Below are 14,671 nucleotides of genomic sequence, written 5' to 3'. Positions count from 1 at the left end.
TGGCGATCGGAGTCACGCTTCAAATCGATGCCGATTTTGCGCGATCCGATCTAGCGGCTGCGGGCGCGAAGCTCCGCAGCCAGGGACGCCAGCAGGGTCTGTCCGGCCGGAAGCGTCAGGCCGCGGACCAGCACGATGGCGTTGTGCCCGCCGCGCCGGTGCATGACCAGCCGCACGTTGCGGCTGCCGGCGGCCTTCAGTTCGGCCTTCACCGCGTCGTTCGGCGCCACGTTGCCGGCGACCAGCGCCATCTCCGCCCGGTGGCCGTAATCGTGCGACGGATCGATCCAGGCCACGAACAGCGGCTTGCCGCCGACCATCGGGTACAGCGCCAGGTCGCGGATCGTCTCGTGCGGGTGGATGCGCGCGCCGTCCACCGTCAGGCCGCGGTCGGTCACGCCCAGTCGCACGGCACGGCGCTGCACCGTCTCCGTCAGCGTCACCACCCACAGCAGCAGCACCGGCACCGCGCAGAAGACGGCCAGCCATTGCAGCATGCCGCCGATCTCCTCCGGCGCCAGCCCGGCCCCGGCGATGAAGCCGGTCGCCAGCAGGCCGGCGATCAGCAGATAGCGCGTGCGGATCATCGGCGTCAGCACCGGCGTGGCGACGAACACGGTTCCGCCCGCGCTGTCGTCGCGCTTGATCTCGAGGCTTGGCGGCGTCCTGGGCGGCGGCTTGGCGGCGGGCATGTCGGCGTGAACTGGGGCGGAGGCGGGGCGGTGATCCTGGTCCGGCGGGTTGCGGGCCGTCCAGTCCTTTCTGCTCGTTTCCCTACGTCCGATCCCGGCCACTGAGTTGCCGCGACCCTGGTGCCGCAACCGGGGCGGTGATAGCGTGCCGTTGCTTTCCTCCCGACCGACCCGCCGTGAAGGACCGTCACCCGTGACCGCCCCCAATCCGTTCGATGCCAGGGAGGCGACCGCTCCCCGATCCGGCACGGAACAGCCCGCTTCGCCGTCCGCTTCCCAGACAGCCGCCCCGACCGTGGTGGAGGCGCGCAAGCTCTCCCTTGTCTATCCCACCGCGGACAAGCCGGTGACGGCGCTGAGCGAGGTCGACCTGACCATCTTCCGCGGCGATTTCGTCTCGCTGATCGGCCCCAGCGGCTGCGGCAAGACCACCCTCCTGCGCGTCATCGCCGACCTGGAGCGCGCCACCTCCGGCCATATCGCCATCGAAGGCATGACACCGGAGCAGGCGCGGCTGAAGCGGCTCTACGGCTATGTGTTCCAGGCGCCGGCGCTCTATCCCTGGCGCACGGTGGAACGCAACGTCATGCTGCCGCTGGAGATCATGGGCGTCGCCCGTGCCGAGCGGCAGGCCCGCGCCCGCGAGCAGCTGGAGCGCGTCGGACTGTCGGGTTTCGAGCGCAAATTCCCCTGGCAGCTGTCGGGTGGCATGCAGCAGCGCGTGTCCATCGCCCGGGCGCTGGCGTTGCAGCCCGACCTGCTGCTGATGGACGAGCCGTTCGGTGCGCTCGACGAGATCACCCGCGACCATCTGAACCTGCATCTGACCCAGCTGTGGCGGGCGACCGGCAAGACCTGCGTCTTCGTCACCCATTCCATCGCCGAGGCGGTGTTCCTGTCGACCCGCATCGTGGTGATGAGCCCGCGCCCCGGCCGCATCCTCGACGTCATCGACTGCAACTCCCTGCCGCGCGAACGGACGCTCGACATCCGCGAGTCGCCGGAATTCGCCGCCATCGCCCACCGCGTCCGCGAGGGGCTGAAGGAGGGGCACAGCTACGATGATTAAGCGTGCTCTTCCCGTGACCGTGATGACGCTGCTCGTGCTGGCGGCTTGGTACGCCGGGGCGGCGTGGCTGAACTGGCCGCAGGCGGCGGAGACGCTGGCCCGCGCGGGCAAGCCAGCCGGCTTCGGCCCCGCCGGATTTTGGGACGTGCTGGCCCAGGCCTATGCCATGAAGCGGCCGATCCTGCCCACCCCCGGCCAGGTGGCGGTCGAGCTGTGGAACTCGCTGACCGGCTATGCCCTTTCCAGCCCGCGCAACCTGCTGTTCCACGCCTGGGTGACGGCGGAAGCCGCGCTGACCGGGCTGGCGATGGGGCTGGTGCTGGGCATCCTGCTGGCCGCCGGCATCGTCTACACCCGCACGCTGGAGGCCAGCCTGCTACCCTGGGTCATCGCGTCCCAGACCATCCCTATCCTGGCGATCGCGCCGATGATCGTCGTCATCCTCGGCAACATCGGCCTGACCGGGCTGCTGCCGAAGGCGGTGATCTGCATGTATCTGTGCTTCTTCCCGATCACCGTCGGCATGGTGAAGGGGCTGCGCTCCGCCGATCCGCTGTGGCTCGACCTGATGCGGACCTATTCGGCGAGCGGGATCCGGGCCTTCTGGTCGCTGCGGCTGCCGGCCTCGATGCCGTTCCTGTTCGCAAGCCTCAAGGTGTCGGTCGCCATCAGCGTCGTCGGCGCCATCGTCGGCGAGCTGCCGACCGGCGGACAGGCCGGGCTGGGGGCGCGGCTGCTGTCGGGGTCCTATTATGGCCAGACGGTGCAGATCTGGGCGGCGCTGATCATGGCCTCGCTGCTGTCGGTGGTGCTGATCGCCGTCGTGCGCGGAATGGAACTGGTGCTGCTGGGCCGGGCGGGTGCGCGATGAGCGATGCGACGACGACTCCCTATCGCACCAGCCTGCGCACCGCCGCCGACTGGGGGCTGGTCGCCATCGCGCTGCCGGCGCTGGCCGCGCTGGCGCTGCCGCTGGGACGGCTGGCGGATGGGGGGGCCGGCGGGGCGGTGGGCTGGTTCGGCGGGACGATGGCGCCGCTGTTCCTGATCGGCGTGGTGCTGGCGGTCGTCGCCGGGGCCAGCGCGCCGAAGCGGGTCTGGGGTGCCTGGGCCGAGCTGGCGGGGGTGGCGCTGGCCTGGCTGCTGCCGCTGCATCTGTTGAACGAGGGGGTCGACCTGTCGGCCGGCTGGGGGCTGTGGCTGTTCCTGCTGGCGGCGACGCTGCTGCTGTGGCGGGTGATGGCGGTGCTGGCCGGCGTGCCGGGCTGGACGCGCGCCGTCATCGTGCCCGGCCTCTTCGGCCTCGGCCTGCTGGTCGGGTGGGAGGTGCTGGTGCGCGGCTTCCAGGTGCCGGCCATCCTGCTGCCGCCGCCGAGCCGCATCGCCGCGGCGCTGGCCGTCAATGCACCTGTGCTGTGGGACGATTTCCGCCAGACGGTGCTGACCTCGGTGCTGCGCGGCTATGTCATGGGCTGCGGCGCCGGTTTCCTGGTGGCGATTCTTGCCGACCGGGTGCCCTTTCTTGCCCGCGGACTTCTGCCGCTCGGCAATCTCGCCAGCGCCATTCCGGTGGTCGGCATCGCGCCGATCATGGTGATGTGGTTCGGCTTCGACTGGCAGTCGAAGGCGGCGGTGATCGTCGTCATGACCTTCTTCCCGATGCTGATCAACACGCTGGCCGGGCTCGGCAACTCCGAGCGCATCCAGCTCGACCTGATGCGTTCCTATGCCGCCGGCCATGCGCGCACGCTGGTCAAGCTGCGGCTGCCGAACGCGCTGCCCTTCCTGTTCAACGGGTTGAAGATCAATTCGACGCTGGCGCTGATCGGCGCCATCGTCGCCGAGTTCTTCGGCACGCCGGTGGTCGGCATGGGCTTCCGCATCTCCACCGAGGTGGCGCGGATGAACCTGGACATCGTGTGGGCGACCATCGCGGTGGCGGCGCTGACCGGCTCCGGCCTTTATGGCGGCCTGGCGCTGGTGGAGCGGCTGACCACCTCCTGGCATCCGTCGATGCGGCAACGCTGAACCCCGGCACTCCCCGGCTCTGGCACGCCGGTTGCTTCGTGCCTGCCGTTCCAGCCGGGAGGGGAGGTGGGCATGGCCGACATCGTCGTACTGAAGCATGTCCGCCTGACGCGGGCCTTGCAGGCCATCGAACTGGCCGCGGCCTCGCTCGACGGCGAACTGGTCGCCCTGCGCGCCGCGGGGCAAGCCGGGCTGCTGGGCAACCACGCCGAGGAAGCCACGCTCCTGCGCACCTATGTCCGCACCCTGCGCGTCCTGTTGCAGGCGATGACCCCCGACGAGATCGACGAGGCCGGGCTGGGGGAGCGCCATGCCCAGGCGGAGGAGGCGGTCGGCCGCTGCGCCGCCGCGTTGCGCGTGCTCGACGGCAGGCCGGGCGGCACCGGCGCGGTGAGCGGGACCGCCTGACCGGCTGTCGCGAAGGCGACAGGACGGAATGCGGGGCTTTTGTCGGAAATTGACGCGTTTTCACCATGGTCATACCGTCGTATGGCTGGAATGCGAATCTCCTTTCCGCTGCGTGCCGCCGGATCGCCGCGCTATAGTGGCAAGCCCAACGAACAGTCGGTTTTCCCAGCCGGCGGGACGTGCAAAGCGACACATAGGGCGCGATGAGGCTTCTCGTTTCCAACCTGACCCACCGCTATGACGATCTGACCGTGCTCGACGGCATCGATCTGGCATTGGCGGAGGGCGAAATCCTGGCCGTGATCGGCCCCAGCGGCTGCGGAAAATCGACGCTGCTCGGCATCGCCGGCGGCATCGTCGCCCCGACCTCCGGCACGGTCCGGGTCGAAGGCGACCTGCCCGCCGGCTGCCTCAACCCGATCACCTTCATCTTCCAGGACTTCGCCCTGCTGCCCTGGCGCAGTGTGGAGGACAATGTCGCCCTGGTGCTGGAGCATCACCCGCTCTCATCCGCCGAACGGCGCGAGCGTATCGACAGCGGGTTGCGCCGCATGGGGCTGTGGGAGTTCCGCAAGGCGCTGCCCAAGCAGCTGTCCGGCGGCATGCGCCAGCGGGTCGGCATCGCCCGCGCGCTGGCGGTGCGTCCGGCCATGCTCCTGCTCGACGAGCCGCTGTCGGCGCTGGACGCCCAGACGCGCGAACTGCTGATGGACGATTTCCTGGAGCTGTGGCGGCGGGAGAAGACCACCGCCCTCTACGTCACCCACAATCTGGACGAGGCCCTGCGGCTGGCCGACCGTGTCTGCGTGCTGAGCCGCCGCCCCGGCCGCGTCCGCGAACTGGTCGCCATCGAGGAGCCGCGGGATCGTCGGCAGGAGCCGTCGGCCCAGGCCCATCTGGCGCAGGTGCGCGAACGCCTGTGGCACCTGATGAAGGCCGAAGCCCAGATGGCCGACCGGGAGATCGCCCGTGCCTGACAGCCTGAACCCCTCGGCGGCCGCGCCGGTCGCCGCGCCTGTCCCCGCCCCCGTCATTTCCGGAACGGCGCAGCCCGTCCGCTTCCGCGGCGGCGGCTTCACCGTGAAACGCCATCCCTGGGCGGCGCTGGCGGCCTTCGCCCTCCTGATCGCGCTGTGGGAGGGGGCGAGCCGCCTCGGCCTCGCCAGCCCGCTGTTCCTGCCACCGCCGAGCGCGGTCGGCCGGGCGCTCGCCGGCATGGTGACGGACGGCTCGCTGTGGCTGAACCTGAAGGCGTCGCTGGGGCGGATCGCCGTCGGCTGGGTGCTGGGCACGCTGGGCGGCATGCTGGTCGGCTTCGCCATGGGCATCTTCTCCACCGCCCGCGCGGTGGGGGTGCCGCTGGTGTCGGCCTTCTTCCCGATCCCGAAGATCGCGCTCTTGCCGCTGTTCATCCTGTGGTTCGGCATCGGCGAGCCGTCGAAATTCGCCACCATCGGCTTCGGCGTCTTCTTCCCCACCGTCATCGCCACCTACAGCGCCATCGACCAGGTGCCGCGCAACCTGATCCGCATGGCGCAGAGCTTCGGCCTGCCCTGGCGGTCGATCCTGCGCTCCATCGTGCTGCCGGGCGCTCTGCCGGGCATCCTGGCCGGTTTCCGCATCACCGCCTCGATCGCGCTGATCCTGGTGGTCGCCGCCGAGATGATCGGCGCCGAATACGGCATCGGCGCCTTCGTGCTGATGGCCGGCAACCTGATGCAGACCGACACGCTGCTGGCCGGCGTGCTGGTGCTGTCGCTGATGGGGCTCGCCATCGGCACGGTGCTGTCGCAGCTCGAACGGCGCCTGCTGAACTGGCGCTGACCGCCTCTTTTTCCCAAGAAACCTGAACCAAGCTGCACTGGGAGGACTCCGTCCATGACCCTCGCCCGCCTCACCCGGCGCGTCCTGATCGCCACCGCCGGAGCCGTGCTGGCCGCCGGCGGTTTCATGTCCGCCGGTACGTCCGCCGCGCTGGCGCAGCCGCTGGACAAGGCGACGGTCGGCGTTCTGGCGCTGTCCTCCTCCGGCCCGATCTTCATCGCCAAGGCCAAGGGCTATTTCGCGAAGGAAGGGCTGGACGTCGAGCTGAAGATGTTCACCTCGGCCCAGCAGGTGCCGGTGGCGGTGACGTCGGGCGATGCCGATTTCGGCGTCACCGGGCTGACCGCCGGCTTCTACAACCTCGCCTCCAAGGGGGCCGTCACCATCATCGCCGCGCAGAGCCGCGACGAGCCGGGCTTCCCCTTGAGCGCCTATCTCGCGACCAATGCCGCCTTCGAGGCCGGGCTGAAGGCGCCGGCCGACCTGAAGGGCAAGCGGATCGCCATCACCACCGTCGGCTCGACCTTCCATTACATGATCGGGCTCCTGGCGCAGAAGCACGGCTTCACGGTCAAGGACGTGACCATGGTGCCGCTGCAGGACGTGCCGAAGATGGTCGCCGCCTTCAAGGGCGGGCAGGTCGACGCCATCATCGCCCCATCTACCGTGTCGCGCCAGCTGGTGGCCGACGGCGCCGGCAAGATGCTCGGCTGGGTCGGCGACGAGACGCCGTGGCAGCTCGGCGCCCTGTTCACCGCGCCGAAGACGATGAAGGACCGCCGGCCGCTGGTGGAGAAGTTCGTCCGCGCCTACAAGACGGCGCTGGCCGAATACCACGCCGCCTTCAACGGCAAGGACGCCACGGGCGCGCTGGTGAAGGGCCCCGGCTATGACGAGCTGCTGGCGATCATCGCCGACGCCACCAAGCAGAAGCCGGACATCGTCGCCGCCGGCCTGCCCTATGTCGACCCGCAGGCCCGCCTGCTGGTGGACGATGTGGTCAATCAGGTGAAGTTCTGGCAGTCGGAAGGCCAGGTCGACAAGGCGCTGGACCCGAAGTCGGTGATGGATCTCAGCCTCGCGGGGCAGTGACGAGCCTTCCTTACTCCGGACTGGAACAAGCCCTCTCCCCAGGGGGAGAGGGAGGATTCGGTTACACCGCCAGATAGGCCGTCCTCACCCCGTCATCCGCCATCAGCTCCGCCATCGTGCCGGTCCAGCGCAGGCGCCCGGTCTCGATGACGCAGGCGCGGTCGGCGACGGCGGCGGCGAAGGACAGGCTCTGTTCGGACAGCAGGACCGACAGCCCCTCCGCCTTCAGGCGCCGCACCGCGTCGGCCATCTGTTTCACGATCAGCGGCGCCAGCCCTTCCGACGGCTCGTCCAGCAGCAGCAGCGACGGGTTGCCCATCAGGGTGCGGGCCAAGGTCAGCATCTGCTGCTCGCCGCCGCTCATCCGGGTGCCGCGGCGGCCGCGCATCTCGGCGAGGTTGGGGAACAGGGCGAACAGCGTCTCCGGCGTCCAGGCCGGGGCGCCGGGGCGGGGCGGCTGGCGGCCGACCTCCAGATTCTCCTCCACCGTCAGGTCGGCGAAGATGCGGCGGTCCTCCGGCACATAGCCGACGCCGAGCCGGGCGATGCGGTGGGCCGGCAAGGCCGCAAGGTCGCGCCCCTCGAAGCGCAGCAGCGCGGCGCGCCGCTCCACCAGACCCATGATCGCCTTCAGCGTGGTGGTCTTGCCGGCGCCGTTGCGGCCCATCAGCGCCACCACCTCGCCCCGGCCGACCGTCAGCGCCACGCCGTCGAGGATGTGGGCGCGGCCGTACCAGCCATGCAGATCCTCGACCGCCAGAAGAGGGTCGCTCATGCCTCGCCTCCCAGATAGACCGACTGGACGCGGGCGTCGGCGCGGACCTCGTCCGGCGGGCCTTCCGCGATCAGCCGGCCGCGGTCGAGCACCAGCACGCGGGTCGCGTGGCCGAAGACGACGTCCATGTCATGCTCTGTGAACAGCACGGCGAGGCCACGCTCGCGCACCAGCTCCGCCGTCAGCGCCATCAGGGCCAGCCGTTCGGCCGGGGCCATGCCGGCGGTCGGCTCGTCCATCAGCAGCACCGCCGGCTCGCTGGCCAGCGCCATCGCCAGCTCGACCCGCTTCAGGTCGCCATAGGCGAGCACGCCGCAGGGGCGGCCGGCCTGGGCAGCCATGCCGACCCGCTCCAGCAGGGCGAGCGCCGGCTCGCGGAACTGCTCCGCTGCCGGCCGCCACAGGCCGAACAGCCGGCGGGCGCGCGACAGCAGCACCATCTGCACATTCTCCGCCACCGTCATCGAGGCGAAGGTCGCGGTGATCTGGAAGGTCCGCCCGACCCCCAGCGCCCAGATGCGCCGTGGCGGCAACCCGATCAGCTCGGTCCCATCCAGTTTCACCGACCCCCGGTCGGGGCGGAGCTGGCCGTTCAGCAGGTTGAAGCAGGTGCTCTTGCCGGCGCCGTTCGGCCCGATCAGCGCCAGCAGGTCGCCCGAGCGCAGGGTGAAGGACACGCCGGCCACCGCCTGGACGCCGCCGAAGGACCGCTGCAGGTCGCGCACCGCCAGCTCGCTCATGACTGCGGTCTCCTCAGGGTGGAGAGGAAACCGACGATCCCCTTGGGGAACACCAGCACCAGGGCGACGATGACGAGACCCAGCGCCAGCCGCCACCAGTCGGTCAGGCTCATCACCTCCGATTCCAGCAGGTGGAAGACCGCCGCGCCGGCCAGCGGTCCGGCGACGGTCTGGATGCCGCCCATCAGCACCATCACCAGCGCGTCGACCGATTGCGGCACCGCCAGCAGGGTGGGGAAGACGCTGCCCTTGGCGAAGGCGTAGAGCCCGCCCGCCAGTCCGGCCGCCGACCCCGCCAGCACGAAGGCCATCCACTGGAAGCGCCGCACGTCGATGCCCACCGACTCGGCGCGCAGCGCCGAATCGCGGCCGGCGCGCAGGGCGTAGCCGAAGGGGGCGAAGGCCGCCCGGCGCAGCAGCCACAGCGTCCCGCCGCACAGGCCCAGCGTCAGCCAGTAATAGGCGGCCTTACCGGACGCCCAGCCCGGCGGCCAGACGCCGAGGATGCCGTTGTCGCCGCCGGTCACCGCATACCATTGGAAGGTGATCGACCAGGCGATCTGGGCGAAGGCCAGCGTCAGCATGGCGAAATAGAGTCCCGCGCGCCGGACGCAGAACCAGCCGGCGACCAGCGCCCCCAGCCCGGCCAGCAGCGGCGCCCCGGCCAGTGCCAGCGGCATCGGCGCGTCCATGTGCTTGACCAGCAGTGCCGAGCCGTAGGCGCCGAGCCCGAACCACGCGGCATGGCCGAAGGACACCAGCCCGCCCAGCCCGATCAGCAGATGCAGGCTGGCGGCGAACAAAGCGAGGATGACCACCTCGGTCAGCAGGATCAGCGCATAGTCGCCGGCAACAAGCGGCGCCGCGGCCAGCACCGCCAGCAGGGCCAGCGCCCACAGGCCGGCATGGCGCCCGCCGGACAGCGGCACCGTCACCGCCGCCGGTGCGGTCGGCGGGATTTCCTCGGCCCGGCCGAGCAGGCCGTGCGGGCGCAGCACCAGCACCACCGCCATGAACAGGAAGACCAGCACCAGCGTGATCTGCGGGAAGACCAGGATGCCGAAGGCCTGCAGCTGCCCGATCAGCAGCGAGGCGAGGAAGGCGCCGGTCAGGCTGCCCATGCCGCCGACCACGACGACGACGAAGGCCTCGACCACGATGGCCATGTCCATCTGCAGGGTCACCGCCTCGCGCGGAACCTGCAGCGCCCCGCCGAGTCCGGCCAGCGCGCAGCCCAGGAACAAGACGCCGGTGAACAGCCGTGCCGGATCGACGCCGAGCGCGCTCGCCATCTCGCGGTCCTGCGTCGCGGCACGGACCAGCGTGCCCCAACGGGTGCGGTTGAACAGCAGCCACAACAGCCCGAGCACCAGCGGCCCGAGCCCGATCAGCACCAGATCGTAGAGCGGGAAGGGCTGGTCCAGGATGTCGACCGATCCCTTCAGCCCCGGCGCCCGCCGGCCCAGCAGATCCTCCGGCCCCCAGACCCAGGCGGCCAGATCCTGCACCACCAGCACGACGCCGAAGGTGCCCAGCAGCTGGAACAGTTCCGGCGAGCGGTAGAGCCGGCGCAGCAGCCCGGCCTCCATCGCCGCCCCCAGCACGCCCATCGCCAGCGCGGCGGCGGCGACCGAGCCCCAGAAGCCGGCCGGCGTGGAGCCGAACCGCTCGATCAGCGACCAGCCGACATAGGCGCCGACCATGTAGAAAGAGCCGTGCGCGAAATTCACGATCCGCGTCACGCCGAACACGATGGTCAACCCCGACGACACCAGGAACAGCGTCGCCGCGGTCGCGAGCCCGCTGAGGGCCTGGACGAGGAGGAAGGACATGGGGCGGGGGTGTTCCGCGGGGGATCATGGGGAGGGGGCAATCGAAGCCCGGCGCCTACTCCGCCGGCCGCAGCTTGCGGACCGCCTCGTCCGACGGCAGATAGTTGGCGCCGTCGGCATAGCGCCAGTCCTTCATGGTGCCGCGGCCGTCCTTGACGGTGGTTGTGCCGACATAGGCGCCCATGGTCGCCTGATGGTCCGATGCGCGGAAGGTGACCGGGCCGACCGGGGTGTCGATGGTCAGGCCGGCCAGCGCGTCGACGATCGGCTCGGCATTGGCGGATTTGGCCTTGGTGACGGCGGCGGCCACAGCCTTCATGGTGATGTAGCCGACCAGCGAGCCCTGCTTGGGCGTGTCCTTGAAACGGGCGGTGTAGGCGGCGACGAAGGCCTTGTGGGCCGGCGTGTCGATCTGCTCCCAGGGATAGCCGGTGACGATCCAGCCTTCCGGCGCCTCGTCCTTCATCGGCTCCAGATATTCCGGCTCGCCGGTCAGCAGGCTGACGACCTTGCGGTTGCGGAACAGGCCGCGGCCCTCGCCCTCGCGCACGAATTTGGCGAGGTCGGCGCCGAAGGTGACGTTGAAGATCGCGTCGGGCCTGGCGGCGGCCAGCGCCTGCACGGTGGGGCCTGCCTCCAGCTTGCCCTGCGCCGGCCACTGCTCGGCGACGAACTCGACGTCCGGGCGCTTTTCCTTCAGCAGCTGCTTGAACCACGCGACCGCCGACTGGCCGTATTCGTAGTTGGGGGCGACGGTGGCCCAGCGCTTGGCCGGCAGCTTCGCCGCCTCCTCGACCAGCATGGCCGCCTGCATGTAGGTGCTGGGGCGCAGGCGGAAGGTGTAGCGGTTGCCCTTGGACCAGGTGATGGCGTCGGTCAGCGGCTCGGCCGCGACGAAGGGCATCTTGTTGCGCGCGGCGAAATCGGCGACCGCCAGCCCGATATGGGAGAAATAGGTGCCGGCCAGCACGTCCACCGCCTCGTTCGTCACCAGCTCCTGCGCGACGCGCACCGCATCATCGGGCTTGCCGGCATCGTCGCGCGAGACGACCTGCAGCTCGCAGCAGCCGATCACGCCGCCCTGGGCGTTGATCTCCTCCAGCGCCAGCTGCCAGCCCTGGCGGTAGGGAATGGTGAAGGCAGGCAGGCCGGTGTAGCTGTTGATCTCGCCCACCCGCACCGGTGCGCCGCTGAACTGCGCCGTTTGGGCGGCGGCAGGCCCGGCAGCCGCCGCGACTGCCGCGGAGACGGCGAACAGGGCGGCCGAAAGAAGGGATTTCGCCAGCGGTGCGGCGGTCGGACGGCGGTGCTTCATCCTGCGGGGACCCCGGTTCGAGAGTGACCAGCGGCGTGTCCGCGCCGCGACGCGGCACAGCACCCGGCGTTCATAGCAAACCCCACGCAAAAGTCACCGCATTACGTCACCGCTTCCCCTGCCGAGACCAAGGACGGCCTCCTCACATCAGCCGGGCCAGCAGGGCCATGAACTGTACGCGCTCCTCCTCCGTCAGCGGTTCCAGCGTCCGCTCATGCACGGCGGCGGCGTTGGCGGTCAGGTCGGTCACCAGGGCGTAGCCGATCCGGGTCAGGCTGACGCTGGTGCGGCGGCGATCCTGCGGGTCGGGGTGGCGCTCGACCAGATTGCGCTCGACCAGCCGCAGGATGACGCCCTGCGTCGTCGCCGGGTCCATGTAGGTCAGCCGGCCGAGCTGGTTCTGCGATAACGCCCCCTCGCTGTGCAGGGTGGCCAGCGCCGACCATTGGGTCGGGGTCAGCATCGAATCGCCGATCAGGTCGATGAAGATCGCCGAGGCGCGCTGATGAGCCCGCCGCAGGCGGTGATGAACCTGGCCGGCCAACTGATAGTCGTCGGGAGGCGGTCGTCCGAAGTCGTCCATGATGGCTACGGGCCCGTGGTTCGCGCCCGCCTTCGGTCCGGGACGAAGGCTGGGGCGGGCATGGACCGCCGCTCCCGGCTGCGTGGGCAAGGGTGGCGGGGCAATGGCCGCCCGATCGCCACCCTGTGCATCCATTATGCGTTCCTGATGGAAAGCCTAGGGAAGACAACGACCATGGGGCAACCTTAACCGATGCGGCATAGAGCCACAGTGATGCTTGCTTCGGGGACAGGCGCGGAAAAGAAAGTGGTCCCGGCTGGAAAGCAAGCGGCCTGACGGCAGTACGAAAATTTCGCGCTTTCACCCTTTCGAACCATGTGGACGACCACAGCCGGACCGGGCCATGGCACACGATTGTCGGCACTTCTTCTTGGTCAGGGCTTCTTCTTCGGCGGATAGCTGTCGGGCGGTGCCGTCTTCTCCGCCGGGCTGGCCGGACCGTCGCCGGTGGGTGGTGGCACGCCGCCCGGCGTGTAGGGTGGCATGGCGTCGTCTGGCGGGCGCATGGGCGAGCGCGGCGGGGGCGGCGTGTCGAGTCGGCGGGTCATGCGGCATCTCGCCTTTTACAGGAAACGTCATGAACAACGCGGCGGTGCCGGGCCTGTTCCAAACAGGAGCCCGCGCCGCCTTCAGTTCTTTCCGGACGGATCTATGACCTTCATCTTAGGACCGTCTAAAAAGGCGCGCGAATCAAGCGCATCATTGCCGCAGGCGGTCTTCCCGCACTGCGAGCTTTTGTTGCGGCCACACCACAGGACGCCGCAAAATTGGGGCAGGGTGGGCTTCACTGTTGCGCGGGAACCACGCCTTGTTGTGTCTTTGCCGAGGATGCATCCCCGCCGGGTCCGCTCAAGGATCGGGCGGGCGAGGGCGTCCCACCAAGGAGCCGGCTCCCCGGCCCAGTGAGCCGACCGAATCCAGCCAAGCGCGGTGACTCCATGAAAACCAGCACCCTTTCCCTTCTCGCCCTCGCTCTCGCCTCGACCGGGCTGACGTCGCTTCCAGCCGCCGCCCAGGACGACCTGCAGCGGGGCGAAACCGTGCTGGAGCGTCGCCGGCCGGAACTGGAACAGCTCGGCGTCCGCGCCGGCTCCTTCCTGTTCCTGCCGCGGGTCGAGGCCGGCACCACCTATGACACCAACGTCTATGCCACCCGCGACAACCACGAGGACGATTTCATCTGGACCGTCAGGCCGCGGGTGGACATCAAGTCCGACTTCTCGGCCCATGCGCTGAACTTCTCGGCCTCGGCCGATGCCGGCCGCTACAGCGACCATTCCGGCGAGAACTACACCGATTACGCCGTGCAGGCGGACGGACGCTTCGACGTGAACAAGGGCGGTGCGCTGGACGGCCAGCTGTTCCACCGCCGCAACCACGAGGGGCGTGGCGATATCAACAGCTTCTCCGGCTACACCGAGCCGGTGATCTACCGCACCAGTGGCGGCGAGGCCGGCTACACCCAGCGCTTCAACCGTCTGCGCGCCCGCGTGTCCGGATCGGCCCAATATTCCGAATATGACGATGTCGGACTGATCGGCGGCGGCGTCGCCCGTCAGGGCGACCGCGACCGCTGGGAATATGCGACGGTCGGCCGGGTCGGCTATGAGTTCATCGAAGGGTACGAGGCCTTCGTCCAGGGCACCTATTCCTGGACCCGCCACAAGAACGACCGTGACGCCTTCGGCGTCGACCGCAATTCGGACGGCTACGAAGTGGTGGGCGGTCTCGCCACCGACCTCACCGGGCTGATCACCGGCGAGATCTTCGCCGGCTACCTCACCCGCGACTACAAGGATTCGCGGCTGGAGGATTTCAACGGCCTGTCCTTCGGCGGTCGCCTGAACTGGGCGGTGACGCAGTTGACGTCCGTCACCGGCACCGCCAGCCGGCAGGTGCGCGAGAACAGCGCCAGCCCGGGCCTGGGCTCGGCCTCGAGCTACACCCGCACCTTGGTCGCGCTTGGCATCGACCATGAACTGCTGCGCACGCTGGTGCTGAACGGGCGTCTGCAATATCGCCAGGACGATTTCAACGGCGACAGCCGCAACGACAAGGTCTACACGGCCGGCGTCGGTGGCACCTATTCGATGAGCCGTTACCTGTATCTGACCGGCGGTTACACCTATGAAAAGCGCAATTCCAATCTGAATGCCGCCGACTATTCCGACAACCTGATCTATCTGCGTCTCGGCGCCCAGATGTAGTCCGGCGGTGCCGCTTCGGTCATCCGGCAAGCACTCGGCCGAACGGCCTAAAAATTCCTGCTGAACAATACAGAGCGTCCGTCCTATGACGGGCGCTCTTTTCTTA

General features: G+C 69.4%; 15 protein-coding genes. 8 read left to right on the top strand and 7 right to left on the bottom strand.

Going from position 1 to position 14,671, the window contains the following annotated elements; genetic code table 11:
• Positions 1–50: 50 nt before the first annotated feature.
• Positions 51–692: a hypothetical protein gene (locus AL072_RS01655; protein ID WP_045581782.1), complete on the bottom strand. Its 642-nt coding sequence runs from the start codon at positions 690–692 to the stop codon at positions 51–53.
• A 193-nt stretch (positions 693–885) separates the two neighbouring features.
• Here AL072_RS01655 and AL072_RS01650 point away from each other — a divergent pair, with 193 nt between their 5' ends.
• The 7 genes from AL072_RS01650 (at position 886) to AL072_RS01620 (ending at position 7,113) form a co-directional block, all read left to right on the top strand.
• Positions 886–1,761, top strand: coding sequence for an ABC transporter ATP-binding protein (locus AL072_RS01650; protein ID WP_425388564.1), 876 nt, complete (start codon positions 886–888; stop codon positions 1,759–1,761).
• Positions 1,754–2,632, top strand: a complete 879-nt coding sequence (locus AL072_RS01645) for an ABC transporter permease (RefSeq protein WP_045581783.1) — start codon at positions 1,754–1,756, stop codon at positions 2,630–2,632. Before AL072_RS01650 ends, AL072_RS01645 begins: the two co-directional genes overlap by 8 nt.
• Positions 2,629–3,789 (top strand): ABC transporter permease, encoded by a 1,161-nt coding sequence (locus AL072_RS01640; RefSeq protein WP_045581784.1) that lies wholly within the window; start codon positions 2,629–2,631, stop codon positions 3,787–3,789. Before AL072_RS01645 ends, AL072_RS01640 begins: the two co-directional genes overlap by 4 nt.
• Positions 3,790–3,861: 72 nt before the next feature.
• Complete coding sequence (locus tag AL072_RS01635) at positions 3,862–4,197, top strand: hypothetical protein (protein ID WP_045581785.1); 336 nt, start codon at positions 3,862–3,864, stop codon at positions 4,195–4,197.
• Between the two features lie 203 nt (positions 4,198–4,400).
• Positions 4,401–5,174 carry an ABC transporter ATP-binding protein gene (locus tag AL072_RS01630; protein WP_045581786.1) on the top strand — a complete coding sequence of 258 codons (774 nt, stop codon included), beginning with the start codon at positions 4,401–4,403 and terminating at the stop codon, positions 5,172–5,174.
• On the top strand, positions 5,167–6,021 hold the full coding sequence (locus AL072_RS01625) for an ABC transporter permease (protein WP_342669585.1): 855 nt from the start codon (positions 5,167–5,169) through the stop codon (positions 6,019–6,021). The genes AL072_RS01630 and AL072_RS01625 overlap by 8 nt, the downstream gene beginning before the upstream one ends.
• Before the next feature lie 54 nt (positions 6,022–6,075).
• Positions 6,076–7,113 carry an ABC transporter substrate-binding protein gene (locus AL072_RS01620; protein ID WP_052709979.1) on the top strand — a complete coding sequence of 346 codons (1,038 nt, stop codon included), beginning with the start codon at positions 6,076–6,078 and terminating at the stop codon, positions 7,111–7,113.
• 61 nt (positions 7,114–7,174) lie between these two features.
• On the opposite strand, the gene AL072_RS01615 is transcribed toward AL072_RS01620, so the two are convergent.
• From AL072_RS01615 to AL072_RS34785, 6 genes are all read right to left on the bottom strand, one after another.
• Positions 7,175–7,888 (bottom strand): ABC transporter ATP-binding protein, encoded by a 714-nt coding sequence (locus tag AL072_RS01615; RefSeq protein ID WP_045581787.1) that lies wholly within the window; start codon positions 7,886–7,888, stop codon positions 7,175–7,177.
• Complete coding sequence (locus AL072_RS01610; RefSeq protein WP_045581788.1) at positions 7,885–8,628, bottom strand: ABC transporter ATP-binding protein; 744 nt, start codon at positions 8,626–8,628, stop codon at positions 7,885–7,887. The genes AL072_RS01615 and AL072_RS01610 overlap by 4 nt, the downstream gene beginning before the upstream one ends.
• Positions 8,625–10,460, bottom strand: a complete 1,836-nt coding sequence (locus tag AL072_RS01605) for an ABC transporter permease (RefSeq protein ID WP_045581789.1) — start codon at positions 10,458–10,460, stop codon at positions 8,625–8,627. The genes AL072_RS01610 and AL072_RS01605 overlap by 4 nt, the downstream gene beginning before the upstream one ends.
• Positions 10,461–10,515: 55 nt before the next feature.
• Positions 10,516–11,775, bottom strand: a complete 1,260-nt coding sequence (locus tag AL072_RS01600) for an ABC transporter substrate-binding protein (protein WP_045581790.1) — start codon at positions 11,773–11,775, stop codon at positions 10,516–10,518.
• A gap of 142 nt (positions 11,776–11,917) precedes the next feature.
• Entirely contained in the window at positions 11,918–12,358 is a 441-nt protein-coding gene (locus AL072_RS01595) for a MarR family winged helix-turn-helix transcriptional regulator (protein WP_045581791.1), read from the bottom strand.
• Positions 12,359–12,732: 374 nt separating this feature from the next.
• Complete coding sequence (locus tag AL072_RS34785; protein ID WP_158511028.1) at positions 12,733–12,906, bottom strand: hypothetical protein; 174 nt, start codon at positions 12,904–12,906, stop codon at positions 12,733–12,735.
• Positions 12,907–13,296: 390 nt separating this feature from the next.
• Between AL072_RS34785 and AL072_RS01590 the strand changes: the two genes are divergently transcribed.
• On the top strand, positions 13,297–14,565 hold the full coding sequence (locus tag AL072_RS01590; protein ID WP_045581792.1) for an outer membrane beta-barrel protein: 1,269 nt from the start codon (positions 13,297–13,299) through the stop codon (positions 14,563–14,565).
• The last annotated feature ends 106 nt before the right edge of the window (positions 14,566–14,671 follow it).

The organism is Azospirillum thiophilum, from assembly GCF_001305595.1.
Classification (GTDB): Bacteria; Pseudomonadota; Alphaproteobacteria; order Azospirillales; family Azospirillaceae; genus Azospirillum; species Azospirillum thiophilum.
Note: the sequence above shows the minus strand (reverse complement) of the source record. Positions and strands in the feature narration are given on the sequence as shown.

What these genes read in the sequence shown, in the direction of transcription:
- AL072_RS01655 (WP_045581782.1), bottom strand. Translation starts at nt 692, where the DNA reads ATGCCCGCCGCCAAGCCGCCGCCCAGGACGCCGCCAAGCCTCGAGATC.
- AL072_RS01645 (WP_045581783.1), top strand. Translation starts at nt 1,754, where the DNA reads ATGATTAAGCGTGCTCTTCCCGTGACCGTGATGACGCTGCTCGTGCTG.
- AL072_RS01640 (WP_045581784.1), top strand. Translation starts at nt 2,629, where the DNA reads ATGAGCGATGCGACGACGACTCCCTATCGCACCAGCCTGCGCACCGCC.
- AL072_RS01635 (WP_045581785.1), top strand. Translation starts at nt 3,862, where the DNA reads ATGGCCGACATCGTCGTACTGAAGCATGTCCGCCTGACGCGGGCCTTG.
- AL072_RS01630 (WP_045581786.1), top strand. Translation starts at nt 4,401, where the DNA reads ATGAGGCTTCTCGTTTCCAACCTGACCCACCGCTATGACGATCTGACC.
- AL072_RS01620 (WP_052709979.1), top strand. Translation starts at nt 6,076, where the DNA reads ATGACCCTCGCCCGCCTCACCCGGCGCGTCCTGATCGCCACCGCCGGA.
- AL072_RS01615 (WP_045581787.1), bottom strand. Translation starts at nt 7,888, where the DNA reads ATGAGCGACCCTCTTCTGGCGGTCGAGGATCTGCATGGCTGGTACGGC.
- AL072_RS01610 (WP_045581788.1), bottom strand. Translation starts at nt 8,628, where the DNA reads ATGAGCGAGCTGGCGGTGCGCGACCTGCAGCGGTCCTTCGGCGGCGTC.
- AL072_RS01605 (WP_045581789.1), bottom strand. Translation starts at nt 10,460, where the DNA reads ATGTCCTTCCTCCTCGTCCAGGCCCTCAGCGGGCTCGCGACCGCGGCG.
- AL072_RS01600 (WP_045581790.1), bottom strand. Translation starts at nt 11,775, where the DNA reads ATGAAGCACCGCCGTCCGACCGCCGCACCGCTGGCGAAATCCCTTCTT.
- AL072_RS01595 (WP_045581791.1), bottom strand. Translation starts at nt 12,358, where the DNA reads ATGGACGACTTCGGACGACCGCCTCCCGACGACTATCAGTTGGCCGGC.
- AL072_RS34785 (WP_158511028.1), bottom strand. Translation starts at nt 12,906, where the DNA reads ATGACCCGCCGACTCGACACGCCGCCCCCGCCGCGCTCGCCCATGCGC.
- AL072_RS01590 (WP_045581792.1), top strand. Translation starts at nt 13,297, where the DNA reads ATGAAAACCAGCACCCTTTCCCTTCTCGCCCTCGCTCTCGCCTCGACC.